This window comes from Lentibacter sp., from assembly GCF_029254145.1.
Classification (GTDB): Bacteria; Pseudomonadota; Alphaproteobacteria; order Rhodobacterales; family Rhodobacteraceae; genus Lentibacter.
The window spans coordinates 1-13,461 of the sequence record NZ_JAQWYD010000039.1 but is presented as its reverse complement, the minus strand read 5'-3'; the positions used below and the strand labels follow the sequence as shown (position 1 = coordinate 13,461).

The 13,461-nt window shown below is 56.6% G+C and carries 13 protein-coding genes; 6 read left to right on the top strand and 7 right to left on the bottom strand.

Annotated elements, in window-relative coordinates; genetic code table 11:
- A partial coding sequence (locus tag P8O11_RS04750; RefSeq protein ID WP_300292181.1) for an FAD-binding protein occupies positions 1-1,046 on the bottom strand: 1,046 nt, incomplete at its 3' end.
- Between the two features lie 140 nt (positions 1,047-1,186).
- On the opposite strand from P8O11_RS04750, the gene P8O11_RS04745 reads away from it, so the two are divergent.
- On the top strand, positions 1,187-1,549 hold the full coding sequence (locus tag P8O11_RS04745) for a hypothetical protein (RefSeq protein WP_300292179.1): 363 nt from the start codon (positions 1,187-1,189) through the stop codon (positions 1,547-1,549).
- Between the two features lie 248 nt (positions 1,550-1,797).
- Here the strand turns inward: P8O11_RS04745 and P8O11_RS04740 are convergent, their stop codons facing one another.
- The 6 genes from P8O11_RS04740 to P8O11_RS04715 all read right to left on the bottom strand — a co-directional run bounded on the left by P8O11_RS04740 (position 1,798) and on the right by P8O11_RS04715 (position 9,475).
- Positions 1,798-2,889: a CaiB/BaiF CoA-transferase family protein gene (locus P8O11_RS04740; RefSeq protein WP_300292177.1), complete on the bottom strand. Its 1,092-nt coding sequence runs from the start codon at positions 2,887-2,889 to the stop codon at positions 1,798-1,800.
- A 98-nt stretch (positions 2,890-2,987) separates the two neighbouring features.
- Positions 2,988-5,654 (bottom strand): TRAP transporter large permease subunit, encoded by a 2,667-nt coding sequence (locus P8O11_RS04735; protein WP_300292174.1) that lies wholly within the window; start codon positions 5,652-5,654, stop codon positions 2,988-2,990.
- A gap of 12 nt (positions 5,655-5,666) precedes the next feature.
- Positions 5,667-6,659: a TRAP transporter small permease subunit gene (locus P8O11_RS04730; protein WP_300292172.1), complete on the bottom strand. Its 993-nt coding sequence runs from the start codon at positions 6,657-6,659 to the stop codon at positions 5,667-5,669.
- 133 nt (positions 6,660-6,792) lie between these two features.
- The gene (locus P8O11_RS04725; protein ID WP_300292170.1) at positions 6,793-7,881 is read right to left on the bottom strand and encodes a TRAP transporter substrate-binding protein; all 1,089 of its coding nucleotides are present in this window, start codon (positions 7,879-7,881) and stop codon (positions 6,793-6,795) included.
- A gap of 255 nt (positions 7,882-8,136) precedes the next feature.
- The gene (locus tag P8O11_RS04720; RefSeq protein WP_367186833.1) at positions 8,137-8,661 is read right to left on the bottom strand and encodes a protein-tyrosine phosphatase family protein; all 525 of its coding nucleotides are present in this window, start codon (positions 8,659-8,661) and stop codon (positions 8,137-8,139) included.
- The gene (locus tag P8O11_RS04715; RefSeq protein ID WP_300292168.1) at positions 8,633-9,475 is read right to left on the bottom strand and encodes a neutral zinc metallopeptidase; all 843 of its coding nucleotides are present in this window, start codon (positions 9,473-9,475) and stop codon (positions 8,633-8,635) included. The genes P8O11_RS04720 and P8O11_RS04715 overlap by 29 nt, the downstream gene beginning before the upstream one ends.
- Positions 9,476-9,632: 157 nt before the next feature.
- Between P8O11_RS04715 and P8O11_RS04710 the strand changes: the two genes are divergently transcribed.
- The 5 genes from P8O11_RS04710 to recR all read left to right on the top strand — a co-directional run bounded on the left by P8O11_RS04710 (position 9,633) and on the right by recR (position 13,387).
- Positions 9,633-11,396, top strand: a complete 1,764-nt coding sequence (locus P8O11_RS04710) for a DNA polymerase III subunit gamma/tau (protein WP_300292166.1) — start codon at positions 9,633-9,635, stop codon at positions 11,394-11,396.
- On the top strand, positions 11,372-11,770 hold the full coding sequence (locus P8O11_RS04705) for a hypothetical protein (protein WP_300292164.1): 399 nt from the start codon (positions 11,372-11,374) through the stop codon (positions 11,768-11,770). The genes P8O11_RS04710 and P8O11_RS04705 overlap by 25 nt, the downstream gene beginning before the upstream one ends.
- 100 nt (positions 11,771-11,870) lie before the next feature.
- Positions 11,871-12,305, top strand: a complete 435-nt coding sequence (locus P8O11_RS04700) for an NUDIX domain-containing protein (protein ID WP_300292161.1) — start codon at positions 11,871-11,873, stop codon at positions 12,303-12,305.
- Between the two features lie 60 nt (positions 12,306-12,365).
- Positions 12,366-12,710, top strand: coding sequence for a YbaB/EbfC family nucleoid-associated protein (locus P8O11_RS04695; RefSeq protein WP_089892691.1), 345 nt, complete (start codon positions 12,366-12,368; stop codon positions 12,708-12,710).
- Positions 12,711-12,790: 80 nt separating this feature from the next.
- Positions 12,791-13,387 (top strand): recombination mediator RecR, encoded by a 597-nt coding sequence (recR, locus tag P8O11_RS04690; protein ID WP_089892694.1) that lies wholly within the window; start codon positions 12,791-12,793, stop codon positions 13,385-13,387.
- The last annotated feature ends 74 nt before the right edge of the window (positions 13,388-13,461 follow it).

Sequence of the window (13,461 nt, the reverse complement as noted above, 5' to 3'; positions counted from 1 at the left end):
TCAAGGCACATGTAATCACTCACCTTACCAATCGCCGAGAAGGCCGCCTTACGGCCCGCCCAGATGCGACCCGCCTCGTCAGCACTTGTGGCTTTGCGAAATTCAACAGGGTTGTGTTGTTTGGCAATCTCGTGAATGAGGCCCAGCTGATGTTCAATCTCGGCCTCGCTGCCTTCCACTTCTACAATCAGAAGCGCCTCGCAGTCAGGATATCCCGCACGGGCATAATCTTCGCAGACACCAATCAGCATACGGTCCATAAACTCGATCGCCACAGGCAAAATACCCGCCTTGATAATGTCAGAGACACAAGCCCCCGCGACTTCATTGCTGTCAAATCCGATCAGCACCGGCTGCGCGCCCTCGGGCTTGTGCAAGATGCGCAGCGTGGCTTCCGTGACAACGCCAAGTTGCCCCTCACTGCCGCAAATAAGGCCCAGCAAATCAAGCCCACCCGCGTCCAAATGTGTGCCACCGATCTCGACGATCTCTCCATCCATCATCACCATGGTGACACCCATGAGATTGTTAGTCGTCACCCCATATTTCAGGCAATGCGCGCCACCTGAGTTCATCGCGATGTTGCCCGCAATCGCACAGGCAAGCTGGCTCGACGGGTCGGGCGCATAGAAAAAGCCTTCGCCCTCCACGGCCCCGGTGACAGAGAGGTTCGTGCGCCCTGTTTGCACGCGAATAACGCGGCTGGCAAAGTCTGTCTCCAGAACAGCATTCATACGGCTCACACCCAAGATCACACTGTCCGCCGTCGGCATAGCGCCTCCCGCAAGAGACGTTCCAGAGCCGCGCGGCACAACAGGCACATTCATCTCGTGGCAAATTTTCAACGCCGCCGCGACCTCGGCAGTCGTACGCGGCAAAAGTGCAAGCATCGGCGGGCAGCGATAGGCCGTAAGCGCGTCACACTCATAAGCCTTGAGCGCTATATCCTCGGCAATCACCCCATCCTTACCCAATGCAGCCGTCAGTCGTTCGGTCAGCTGGGCCTTTTTGGCGAGCGTAACGGGGTTAGGTGCTGGCATTTGCATGAGGCATCTCCTGAATTGGTAAAAGAATATTACCAATTGGGGTAAAACTCAAGCGATTCCTTCAATCCTGCGGTATTTCCTCGCGGTTTCACACAAAAATGTGTCGTGAATTTCAGCCACAGCAGTGATACCTCGGGCGTATGATCAAGCAGTTTGTTCTCCTCTCCGCGCTCACAGCGGGCACAGCCGCTCTCGCAGACGCCCCGACCATCACAAAGGTCGAGGCTTCGCGCGCGGGTATGGGCTGGCGCTTTGACGTCACACTCGCGCACCCCGACACAGGCTGGGACCATTACGCCGACGGCTGGGAGCTCATCGATGAGGCAGGCAACCAAATCGCATATCGAGAACTCATGCACCCCCATGTCGAAGAGCAGCCTTTCACCCGCTCTCTGCGCAATGTGATGCTGCCTGACGGCCTGCGCACCCTATGGGTCCGCGCCAAATGTTCTCAGAATGGCTGGAGCACGAATGTATTCGAGGTGATGCTCGCGCCCGAATGAGGAACGCGGCATATGTGTTCTGATCGCAAAATTGATCTTGCCTAGACCATCATCCACTCCTGAAATGAAGCGCGGTAGCAAAGCTGCGAGGCGATATCTCGGCTCCGTGCAGCAAGCCCCACGTTTTGTCCGGACCATAGCCATCAAAAGGAGCTGGCTCCTTTGTCCAGTTTCTTGCAAAATCTCCCTTCGAAACAGCCTAGGCAACTGGCCGTCGACTGGATCAGATTTGCAAAGCAAATCCAAACCTAGCTTTCTAACTCCGCCAAAATCGCTGCACTGTCCGCCCCTCGCAAAGGCGAGCGCGGCGGAGCCCAATCGCCCTGATCTCTAAAGCGCGGCGCAGGTGCAGCTTGCAGTACGCCTTCAACCTCATACCAAGCGTTCCGGGCATGGTTCATTTCATGGTGGCGCGCTTCATCAGGAGACAAAACAGGCGCCACACAAGCATCTGTCCCAAGGAAAATCACCGCCCAAGCATCACGAGTCTTTGCCTTGAAAATCTCTGCAAGACGCTCAGTCAAAAGAGGCCAAAGCACTTTATCATACTGGCGTTGAAATTCCGCATCGCCTTCTAAGTCCAGTATCTTCAAAAGCTCAGCATAAAACTGTGGCTCAAGGCTCTGTACTGAAAGATAGCCGCCGCAGGCGCACTCATAGGTGCGGCTCCAATGCGGTCCGTCAAGCAACCCCTGCCCACGCGCTTCAGGCATTCCCCCACCTTGGCGCAGGGCCATCAACAGGTTCATCATATGCGCCGAGCCATCATAGATCGCCGCATCAACAACAGTGCCCTGCCCCGAGGTTTTCGCCTGCAATATCCCTGCAAGCACGCCGCTCACCAAATACATCGCCCCGCCGCCGATATCGCCGACAAGCGTTGCGGGCGATACGGGCGCATCTTGGGGAGCGCTACTATACCAAAGCGCGCCAGACATCGCGATGTAATTCAAGTCATGCCCAGCCGCATGTGCCAGAGGCCCGCTCTGCCCCCAGCCCGTCATACGGCCAAACACGAGCATCGAGTTCACGGCGTGGCAAGCCTCAGGCCCGAGGCCAAGCCGTTCCATCACGCCAGGTCGGAACCCCTCAATCAATGCATCTGCGCGCGCGACGAGCTTCATAAAGACGGCCTTGTCGTCAGCGTCCTTCAGGTCAAGCTCGATTGACCGTTTTCCACGATCAAGAACAGAACGCTCAGGTATACCAGGGGCTGTATTGCCGCCCTTACGATGCACCACGATCACTTCGGCGCCCATATCCGACAGCAGCATACCTGCAAAAGGCGCAGGTCCGAGCCCCTCGACTTCAACAATCCTAACGCCTTGCAAAACGCCCATAACTCACCTCCTGTTTTCTCAGCAACTCTAGCGCGCGCAGCACAAAAGAAAACCGCCGCCTCATCTCTGGGGCGGCGGTTTGAGATTGTTTGCGCTGATCAGAAATTCAACGAGATATCGCGATGGACCGAGCTACATGATGACATGAACAGAGCGGCCTCGCGGCTCAACCCGTCCTGGCTGCGCAGCCCAAGCGTGCTGCGAATGCTTTCAAGATAGGCTTCAAGCTCTGGCTTCAGGCTCTCGGCCTTCACCCGCCAAGATTTTTGAGCCTCAAACTCAGCCACAGCATCGTCAAACTCCGAAAGCGCTTTCTCACGATCAAACCGCTTAATCGTAAGAGCGCGGCGCGCCTTACCAAGAGCTGATTTCACATCGCCTGCGCCATCGACATCAGCGAACTTGTCTTCCAACGCCTTGACCGTGTCTTCACCAGCCTCATCCGTTTCAGCAACCGTCTCAATAAAGCCACGCATGGCGCGCAACTCACCTTCAAGTGCGGCAAAAGCCTCGTTTGCTTCCAATGTTGCCAAAGCTTCACTCGCAGCTTCCCAAGCATTGTCCGCATTGCGCTGATACGTTGAGCGTGCGCGCTGCTCGGTCGTTGTCAGCTTTGCAAACTCGTCATGCACAGGTTCCCATGTGTCAGGAATTTCAGCTTTGAGATGCTCTACTTCAGCCAGCATTTCTTCGCGCTTGGCCTCAAGACGCGCGCGGCGCTTTGCCTGCTCTTCGTCTTTCATGCGTCCTGTCATGACACGAATATCCTCAGCTTCTTCTTCAAGCTTGCGAATTTCCTTTTCTACCTTACGCACAAGAATCTGCTTGGGTCGATAGACGACAGCCGCTTCTTCAATCAACACTTCCGTGTCAAAAGCGGTCTGCAATTGCACGAAAGCTTCAGGAGCGGAGGCAAAACCTGCTGCAAGATCTTTTGCCAAGCCCTTAGGAAGCCCAGACAAGTCAATCCCTTGAGCTCGCGCAATGGCTTGCTCCAGCTCTGCGCCGTTGGTCGCGAGTTGCTCACCAACATACTCCTCAAGGCAATACTGCATCTTCGGATTGCGCGGGGGTGGCGCATTCTCCGAAAGGAAGGACACGCGATTTGGCAAATAGTTCACTAGCGGCGGATACAGCCCAACAACGCCAAGAGCCAAAAGCTGCAAGCTGATGAAGGCAATAACACCTTTATACATCTGCATAGTTTTGACGGTAGCAGGCGCAACGCCCCGCAAATAGAACAGCGCAAAGCCGAACGGCGGCGTCAAGAAGCTGGTCTGGATATTCAAGCCAATCATAACACCAAGCCATACAGCGGTAATGTTTGCACTCGGATCCGCCAGCAGAATAGGCGCAACGATTGGCACGACAACCACGGCAATCTCGATAAAGTCGAGGAAGAAGCCAAGGATGAAGATCACCAGCATCACGATAATAAACTGTGTCCAGAACCCGCCTGGCAGAGAGTTGAGGAACTCGCGCACAAGCTCCTCCCCGCCAAAGGCGCGGAAGGCAGAGGTCAGCATCGCAGCGCCGAGCAGAATGATAAAGACAAGCGAAGTCGTCTTCGCTGTTTCCATCATAACGCCGTCAAGCGTCCCATCAGTGCGGAACACCCGCCAGCCACTCCATGCAACCGCAACAATCATCAGCACCGAAGCAATGATACCCAGTGTGATACCAAACTGGTCTTCCGGCGTATCAATCGACTTGATGTTCATTTCGTAGTTGCCGAGCACATAAGCCAGCATGAAAAGCGCAACCAATCCGAGGATCGCAGGCACAAATGTCAGCTTCCTGTTGTTGCCATCATAGAGTCTGTAACCCGCCATCACCATCGCACCCGCAGCACCGATAGCACCCGCTTGGTTCACAGTCGCAACGCCCGTGATGATAGAGCCCAGAACAAGGAAGATAAGTGTGAGCGGTGGAATAAGCGTAATCGCAACTGTCCCCCAGAAAGTGCGGTCAAACTTACCTTCCACTTTCACGGCAGGCGCCGCAGACGGTTTGAAGTAAGCATAAATCAGGATGTAGAGCATGTAGATCAGAACAAGCAGAAGGCCTGGGACAAGCGCACCAAGGAACATCTCGCCCGCTGAAGTGGATGACACGTCAAAGTTTGACGGCATGGAAAGTTCGCCAGTTGATGCCTTGTGAAGCGCCTTGCGCGTCGTGCTGGCTTGGTCTGTCGCGCTCGCAAGCTGGTCAGCAAGGATGATCAAAACGATCGAGGGCGGAATGATCTGCCCCAACGTTCCCGACGCGGCAATCGTGCCCGTCGCAAGCGAAGGCGAATAGTTGTTGCGCAACATCGCAGGCAAGCTGATCAGACCCATCGCCACAACTGTCGCGCCTACAATCCCCGTTGTCGCGGCCAACAGCGCGCCCACAAAGACAACAGAAATCCCAAGGCCGCCAGGTACGGGGCCAAAAAGCTGTGCCATAGTCACAAGCAAGTCTTCAGCAATTTTTGAGCGCTGAAGCATAATGCCCATGAAGATAAACAGAGGAATCGCAATCAGCGTATCTCGTTCAACCTCCCAGAAAACCCCTCTGAGGTTTGTCACCCCGGCAGAGAGCCACTGCTGCGGCCCGCCTGTGTGGAAATAGGCGCTCGCATCCCCTGAGAACACCAGCCCCGCAAGACCAGCAAGAGAAATGGTTATGATCGCCGATCCGGGCAACGCAAACGCCACGGGGAAACCCGAGCCAAGAGCGGCAGCCATCGTGATCAGCAATACGGCGAGAAAGAATAGTTCCATTGGTGTCGCTCCTCAGTGGCCAGTTGGTGTGACGAGGCGGTGCCCCAGCTCGTCGCGCTTGTCAGCCACGGATTCAAGAAAATAGCTCACAAACTGGATGAGCATCGTAATAGCAAAAATGCCGAGAAAGGCCGCCATCTGATATTTGATATACATGCCGGTTGGGCCGGATTGCGTAATCTCAAGGTTCATCACAGGTGAGTTGATGATCGAGGTCTTGCTGCCAAGACCAATGATGATAATCACCCACGCCGTCGACATACCTAGAATGATCGAGCCCCAAGCATTCACAAAACCCTTCTTGGTCTTGCCAAAGCCAGCATAAAGAACGTCGACACGCACATGGCCGTCTTCAAACAAAGTGTAAGCACTGGCAAACAGGAAAAGCCCCGCATACCAATAGCGCACAAGGTCACCCATCAAGGCTTGCTCGTATGAAAACACAAATCGCGAGAGAACAATGCCAAGCATCGCCACGACGATGAGCAGTGCCAACCAGTGAAAGCCGACGCCGCGATGCCAAAATGCAATCAGAGCGCCAAGGATCATAAGTGGAAAGTGAACCATCGGCCCAAGAAACTGCGAGCGGCCCATGTTAATGACCATTTCATCGCTCAAAATGCCGTTGAAGAACCCTTCGACCCGCGCGATCCCGATACCTGCGTCGGCAAAGCCCGTTAGAACGATAATCCAGAAACAAGCCCGAATGAGATAGGCATTGAACCCGTGGATTTTCATCGCATCCCAGCGCAATGATGTTTCAGGAGAGCGCAGCACATAGCCTATGCCCCCGCCGACCCCCAGAAGCGTGATCAGAAGCGGGACCCAAATCAGGCTGCCAGCACTTCCATTCATCGCGTCTGCAAGATTGGGATATCCCCAGCCGATATTCAGAATATTGATCACAAGGAAGGCCGCCAAAAAGCCGAGCATCCCCCAAGCAAAGGAGCGCGGAAGAAGCGCCGGTGCTCCCCCAGTGCGCGATAGATCTGCTGCAAAAGCCATAAGGTTATCTGCCTCCCCTAAACAGCGCTAGCCTCAAGAGCGTTTTGCTCGAAGCACAGCATGCTGTGAAAACTGTCGTGCTATTATGCAGAGCGGGGCCAAAAGGCCCCGCTCCAGTATCGCTTGCGCTGGCTTAGATGATGTCCAGAACGCGGTTACGCTGGTTGATAAACGTACCCTCGAAGTTGGCCATAAACGTGCCGTACTCGACCAGTTTCGCTTGGAAGCTGTCGTCGATACGTGCAGCAAGTTCAGAGTGCGCACGAGTGTCGGCAAACACTTCTGCAGCCGCTTCGCCCATTGCATCCCAGATGTCGTCGTTGAACGCACGAACTTGTACGCCGTGGTCGTTGACGAGCTTGGAAAGGAACTCACCGTTTTTAGAAATAGCTTCTTCGTGTGAAGCTGCGAGCTCTTCGTTACATGCTGCTTCAATAACAGCTTGCTCATACTCGCTGAGGCCGTCCCAGAAGGCTTTGTTCATGCCGAAGGCAAGACCGCCGCCTGGCTCGTGCATACCGCCAGTGTAGTAATACTTGGCGGCTTCATAGAACTTCATGAAGTAGTCGTTGTACGGACCAACCCACTCTGTTGCTTCGATTGAGCCTGATACGAGGTTTTCATAGATCTGGCTGCCTGGAAGCGAAACAGTCGATGAACCCATTTTTGTCAGAACCTGCCCGCCAAGACCTGGCATACGCATTTTCAGGCCTTTAAAGTCGTCTGGGCTTTCCATCTCTTTGTTGAACCAACCGCCAGCTTGCGTGCCTGTTGAGCCGCATGCGAGCGCTTTCAGGCCGTAGCTGCCTGACAGTTCGTCCCAAAGCTCTTGGCCGCCGCCAAACTTGATCCAAGCATTCCACTCAGGTGTGCTCATGCCAAATGGAACTGACGTGAAGTAAGCGAAGCCTGGGTGCTTACCTGTCCAGTAGTAGTCCGCGCCGATGTAGGCTTGGCTGTTGCCTGATGATACTTCGTCAAAGCTGTCAAATGCGCCAACGCGCTCGCCAGCTGCAAAGTACTCAACATTGAATGCGCCATCGCCGAGCTCGGCGATACGAGCAGCAAGACGCTGAGCTGACGTACCCAGACCCGGGAAGTCCCGTGGCCATGTCGATACGATTGTAAGCTGCTTACCGCCCTGAGCGATAGCTGCCGGTGCGGCGAGTGCCGTTGCACCAGCGCCGATAGCAGCGCCTTTCAGAAATTTACGACGATCCATATTTATCCTCCACGTTCGATATGGTTATGTTTTTTGAACAGCACCGATCTCTATCGGTTCCCCTCCATACGTGATTACTAAGCAAGTCGAGATAGATTACAACGAAAATTTCGGCAGATTGGTAACATTACTTTACCAAAATGCCTAATTTTTAGTCGAAACCCCTCAAAACAAGATAGAACGGGTAAGAATTGGTAAAGTGGTATAACAGAAGCATTTTCTGACGCAGCGGCAACCGAGCACCTCGCATCCGAATCACGGCACGCTTGATGCCGCTATTGCCCAGTTAAACTGGTCCGCCGTTTCCACAGCACAGGGCCGAACAGACCGCAGACGTTTGAGTGCAGCATCAGGCGCTTCCCCCGCCTCGATCATCAGCCTGAGCGCCGCCATGCCAGAGCGGCCGCAGCCCCCCTTGCAATGCACGATCACGCGCCCACCGCCCTTCAGAGCAGCGCGCGCCATTGCGCTCACTTCAACCCAATGAGCCAGCGCCTCGTCTGATGGAACACCATAATCCATTACAGGCAAATGCGCCCAACGGCAGCCAAGCCCCTGCACGTCATAGCCAAATTGGCTCGCGCCCACATCTTCAAGCTCAGCATCCGTGACCATCGTCAAAACCAGACTCGGCTTGAATTCGCCAAAGCGCGCAAGATCGCCTTTTAAGTCGCCCCCACGTCCCGGAAGAGAAGCAATCGCCAATGTCCCCTCGCCCACCGTAAGGGCAGCAATCTCCAGCTCCGCCATTTCAGAGCCGTTCCCTGCCAAAAGTATCACATTGGCGCGCATCACCCGTTTCGAACCCCAGTGCAAACCAGTGCTGACGCTGCTCGCTTGTGCCGTGGGTAAAGGTGTGCGGCTGCGGCACGCGCCCAGCGCGGCGCTGAAGGGTATCATCGCCAATTTGCTTGGCAGCATTGAGTGCCTCTTCTAGGTCCCCCGGCTCAAGCGCTCCCTCAACAGCCCGTGCCCAGACGCCACTGAGGCAATCCGCCTGAAGTTCGAGCCGAACCGTCAGCAGGTTTGCCTCGGTCTGCCCGACAGCTTGGCGCCGCTGGTTCACCTGCGGCAGAATTCCGAGCTCGTTTTGCACATGATGCGCAACCTCGTGAGCAATCACATAAGCCGCCGCAAAGTCACCCCTTGCTCCAAGTTGCTGGCTCATCGTTGCGAAAAACTCCGTGTCGAGGTAGGCCTTTTTGTCCGCAGGGCAATAGAAAGGCCCCGTTGCGCCGCTCGCATCTCCGCATGGGCTTTGCGTCACACCCGAGTAAAGCACCATAACCGGCGGCTCATAAGCGCGCCCTGTGAGTTCGGGAAATTTATCAGTCCAGACCATCTCAGTTGTCGCCAAAACGCGGGCAGCAAATTCGCCCGCTTGCACTTCTTGTGGCGTGAGTTCACGTGCCTCATCGTTCTGTCCGTATCCCGCCTGTTCTTGCAGCAAAGGCGATACGTCGATCCCCGCGAAATATCCAATTGCCAAGATAAGAAGCAAACCAACAGCGCCAATCCCTGCGCCCCTGCCAGCGCCGCCTCGGCCCCGCCTGTCTTCCACATTGCGGCTTCCCCGCACGCCCCTTAGTCGCATTGCAAATCCCCCAACTCGTCAAGCTACGCCCAGATTGACGCATTTGAGCGTCTCTGCCAAGCGCCGCCTTGTCTTGGCCCTTATTCCAAGACAAGCGCTAGACCTCGGGCCCCTGCGCCGCTACCTTGGCCCAGCTTCGAATCTGACAAGGCATACCATGAGCGATACTCCACAGACAGGCTATCAGGTTCTCGCGCGTAAATATCGCCCCGAGACTTTTGTTGATCTCGTCGGCCAGGAGGCGATGGTACGCACGCTCAAAAACGCGTTTGCCGCAGATCGCATCGCGCAAGCTTTCATCATGACAGGGATCCGTGGAACGGGCAAAACAACAACAGCCCGCATCATCGCCAAAGGCATGAACTGCATTGGCCCCGATGGAACAGGCACGCCCACAACCGAGCCTTGCGGCGTCTGCGAGCACTGCACCGCCATCATGGAAGGCCGCCATGTCGACGTCATGGAAATGGACGCCGCCTCCCGCACTGGCGTCAATGATATCCGTGAAATCATCGACTCTGTCGCTTATCGTGCAGCCTCTGCCCGCTACAAGATTTACATCATCGATGAGGTGCACATGCTGTCCACCTCGGCCTTCAATGCGCTCCTCAAGACACTCGAAGAGCCGCCCGCACATGTGAAGTTTATCTTCGCGACAACGGAAATCCGTAAAGTCCCTGTGACCGTGCTTTCCCGTTGCCAGCGCTTTGACCTGCGTCGCATCGAACCCGAAGACATGATCGCCATGCTCCGCCGTATCGCTGACAGTGAGCAGGCCGAAATAGCCGATGACGCCCTAGCCCTCATCACCCGCGCTGCCGAAGGCTCCGCGCGCGATGCAACGTCGCTGCTTGATCAAGCCATCAGCCATGGCGCAGGAGAAACAACGGCCGATCAAGTCCGCGCCATGCTTGGCCTTGCAGATCGTGGTCGCGTCATGGACCTTTTCGAAATGGTCATGAAAGGCGATGCCGCAGGCGCCTTGACCGAGCTTTCCGCGCAATACGCTGATGGCGCCGATCCCATGGCCGTTCTACGCGATCTCGCCGAGCTCACCCATTGGGTCAGCGTCGTGAAGATCACACCAGACGCGGCCAATGATCCAACGATTGGCCCCGATGAGCGCGCCCGCGGTCAAGGCTACGCCGAAGGCCTCGGCCTGCGCGTTCTCGCCCGCATGTGGCAAATGCTGCTCAAGTCGCTCGAAGAAGTCGCCCATGCGCCCAACACCATGATGGCCGCCGAAATGGCAATCATCCGCATGACCCATGTGGCCGATCTGCCCACGCCAGATGAACTTGTGAAAAAACTCGTCGACGCGACCCCGCCGCCCAGTGGCCCGTCAGGTTCTCCCCCCACAGGGGGCGGCAACGGCGGCGGCGCAGGCTTCAGCCAGAGCACGCAAGCAGTCGCACGCTCAAGCGCAGGCGGATCAGGGGCCTCTGGCGGCGCAACAGCTCTGGCGCAAGATGCGCTGGAAGCGCTCTCGCGCTACCCCACGTTTGATCATGTGGTCGAGTTGATCCGCGCCAACCGCGACGGCAAGCTCTTGATGGATGTTGAAGCTGGTGTGCGCCTCGTTGCCTACCAGCCTGGCCGGATCACGTTTGAGCCGAGCCCCAAAGCCCCCGCCGATCTGGCCAACCGGCTCGGCCAACGCCTGCAAGGCTGGACGGGCAACCGCTGGGCCATTACCCTCGTCAATGAAGACGGCGCCGAAACCATCGAGGAGCGCCGCACCGTAGGCGAGCGCGCCCGCGAAGCCGAGGCGCGCGCACACCCGCTTGTCTCCGCTGTGTTTGAAGCCTTTCCCACCGCCAAAATCCTGAGCATCCGCAGCGAAGCCGACATCGCCGCCGAAGCCCAAAGCGAAGCCCTACCAGAAGTGGAAGACGAATGGGACCCTTTCGAAGAAGACTGAGCCTTACGCTCCTAATCAGTATCATGGCCAGCCCAGCGCTGGCCGAAGTCTGCGACAAAGAACGCCCCGACTGGGACGGTATTCCCGTCACCCTTGAAAGCGAAGCGCTCGCTCTCTTCCTGTCCCCCCCAGGACTGTTCCTTCTCGGTGCGCTCGGGGTCGCCGTGCTCTTCCGCCACGCCATGGGTGCCGCCATTGTCGCGCTGCTCTGGTCGTTCTTCATCTCGTTCATCGTCTGGCCTGATCCCACAGGCCTGCGGGGCGCGCGCATTTCCGAAGGCTGCGAAGCCCAGCCCACACTCTTTCTCGTCGCCTCAGCTGCGCTCTGCCTCGCCGCCGTCATATACACCGCGCGGCGCGAAAAAAGGCTCTGATCCATGCACACATCTCCGCTTCATCCCGACTTCGGCCTGACAGTTCACGATATCGATCTGCGAGACGTAACAGAGGCCGACGGCCTCGCAAGCGTCCGCCTTGTCTGAAACGCGCGATCAGTTCTTCGTCGAAGCCCACCTCGTGTTTGAGCGCGCAGGTCAGCTGCTCATGCTCTTGCGCCAGAACACGGGCTATATGGATGGTCACTGGGGGCTCGTAGCGGGCCATGTCGATGCGGGCGAAACCTTCCGCGAGGCCATGGCGCGTGAGGCCTTCGAGGAGGCAGGGCTCAGGCTCGTGCCCGATCAGCTTCGCCTTGCGCATATCATGCATCGCAAATCAGATAGCGAGCGCGTCTCCCTCTTCTTCACATCCGATTCCATAACAGGTGAGCCGCAAAATATGGAGCCTGAGAAATGTGCAGCCCTTATATGGCAGCCGCGCGCCACACTACCAGACACGACAATTCCATATATTCGCGCCGCCCTCGACAACATAGCCGAAGGCAGCCAATACTCAGAATTCGGCTGGTAGCTTGCCCCGCCACGCAATGCCGCCTATCTAAAGACAACAGTGACCCTCAAGGAGACAGAGATGCTTAAAGGACTTGGCCAGCTCGGCGATATGGCGGGCATGATGAAAAAAGCGCAAGCGATGCAAAAGCAGATGGAAGAGCTGCAAGACGACCTACACAATCTCATGGTCACAGGCCAAAGCGGTGCAGGCCTTGTCACAGCCACCTGCTCCGCAAAAGGCGAGCTCAAAGGCCTTGATATCGACCCGTCAATCTTCAACCCCGACGAAAAAGAAGTCGTCGAAGATCTGATCCTCGCCGCAATCAAAGACGCCCAAGCCAAGGCCAGTGAAAAGGCTCAGGAAGAAATGGCCCGCATCACAGAAAGCCTCGGGCTGCCCAAAGACATGAAGCTGCCGTTCTAAATCCCCCTCTTCCTCTTTCTAAAAATATACTGGGGGTCAGGGGGCAGAGCCCCTGGCCTTCCCCCCAAAGAAAGCCCCGCATGAGCAACTCCACCCGCGACATCGATGCGCTGATCGAGCTGATGGCAAAACTGCCCGGCCTTGGCCCGCGCTCTGCCCGCCGGGCCGTACTGCATCTCATCCGTAAGCGCGCGCTTTTGCTCATGCCATTGGCCGATATGATGCACGCCGTAGCCGTCACAGCCCGCGAGTGTTTGCGCTGTGGCAATATCGGCACGACAGATATCTGCGATATCTGCACCTCGCCCAAACGTGCGACAGGTGAGATTTGCGTCGTTGAAGACGTAGCCGATCTATGGGCCATGGAGCGCTCTGGCGTTTTCAAGGGCCGCTATCATGTACTTGGCGGAACACTCTCGGCGCTTGACAGCGTTGGCCCTGAAGATCTGCGCATCCCCCAGCTCGTCACACGGCTAGACAGCGAAAACATCACCGAGGTGATCCTTGCCGTCGGCGCAACAATCGATGGCCAGACCACGGCCCATTACATCGCTGATCAGCTTCAAGGCAGCGTTAAACTCACCTCTCTCGCCCAAGGCGTCCCGATCGGCGGTGAGCTAGACTACTTGGACGACGGCACAATCACTGCCGCCCTCAACGCGCGCAAAGAGATGTGATTGACAGAGCGAGCTCTGTCACAACGCTTCAAGTTCGCTATGCTCTGCCACAAATGGAAGGGCCGCCCCGAGGC

Bases quoted from the DNA above. Each gene is read 5' to 3' on its own strand.
- P8O11_RS04740 (WP_300292177.1), bottom strand. From the start codon at position 2,889: ATGGGCGTTTTGCAAGGCGTTAGGATTGTTGAAGTCGAGGGGCTCGGA.
- P8O11_RS04715 (WP_300292168.1), bottom strand. From the start codon at position 9,475: ATGCGACTAAGGGGCGTGCGGGGAAGCCGCAATGTGGAAGACAGGCGG.
- P8O11_RS04710 (WP_300292166.1), top strand. From the start codon at position 9,633: ATGAGCGATACTCCACAGACAGGCTATCAGGTTCTCGCGCGTAAATAT.
- P8O11_RS04735 (WP_300292174.1), bottom strand. From the start codon at position 5,654: ATGGAACTATTCTTTCTCGCCGTATTGCTGATCACGATGGCTGCCGCT.
- recR (WP_089892694.1), top strand. From the start codon at position 12,791: ATGAGCAACTCCACCCGCGACATCGATGCGCTGATCGAGCTGATGGCA.
- P8O11_RS04695 (WP_089892691.1), top strand. From the start codon at position 12,366: ATGCTTAAAGGACTTGGCCAGCTCGGCGATATGGCGGGCATGATGAAA.
- P8O11_RS04745 (WP_300292179.1), top strand. From the start codon at position 1,187: ATGATCAAGCAGTTTGTTCTCCTCTCCGCGCTCACAGCGGGCACAGCC.
- P8O11_RS04705 (WP_300292164.1), top strand. From the start codon at position 11,372: ATGGGACCCTTTCGAAGAAGACTGAGCCTTACGCTCCTAATCAGTATC.
- P8O11_RS04725 (WP_300292170.1), bottom strand. From the start codon at position 7,881: ATGGATCGTCGTAAATTTCTGAAAGGCGCTGCTATCGGCGCTGGTGCA.
- P8O11_RS04730 (WP_300292172.1), bottom strand. From the start codon at position 6,659: ATGGCTTTTGCAGCAGATCTATCGCGCACTGGGGGAGCACCGGCGCTT.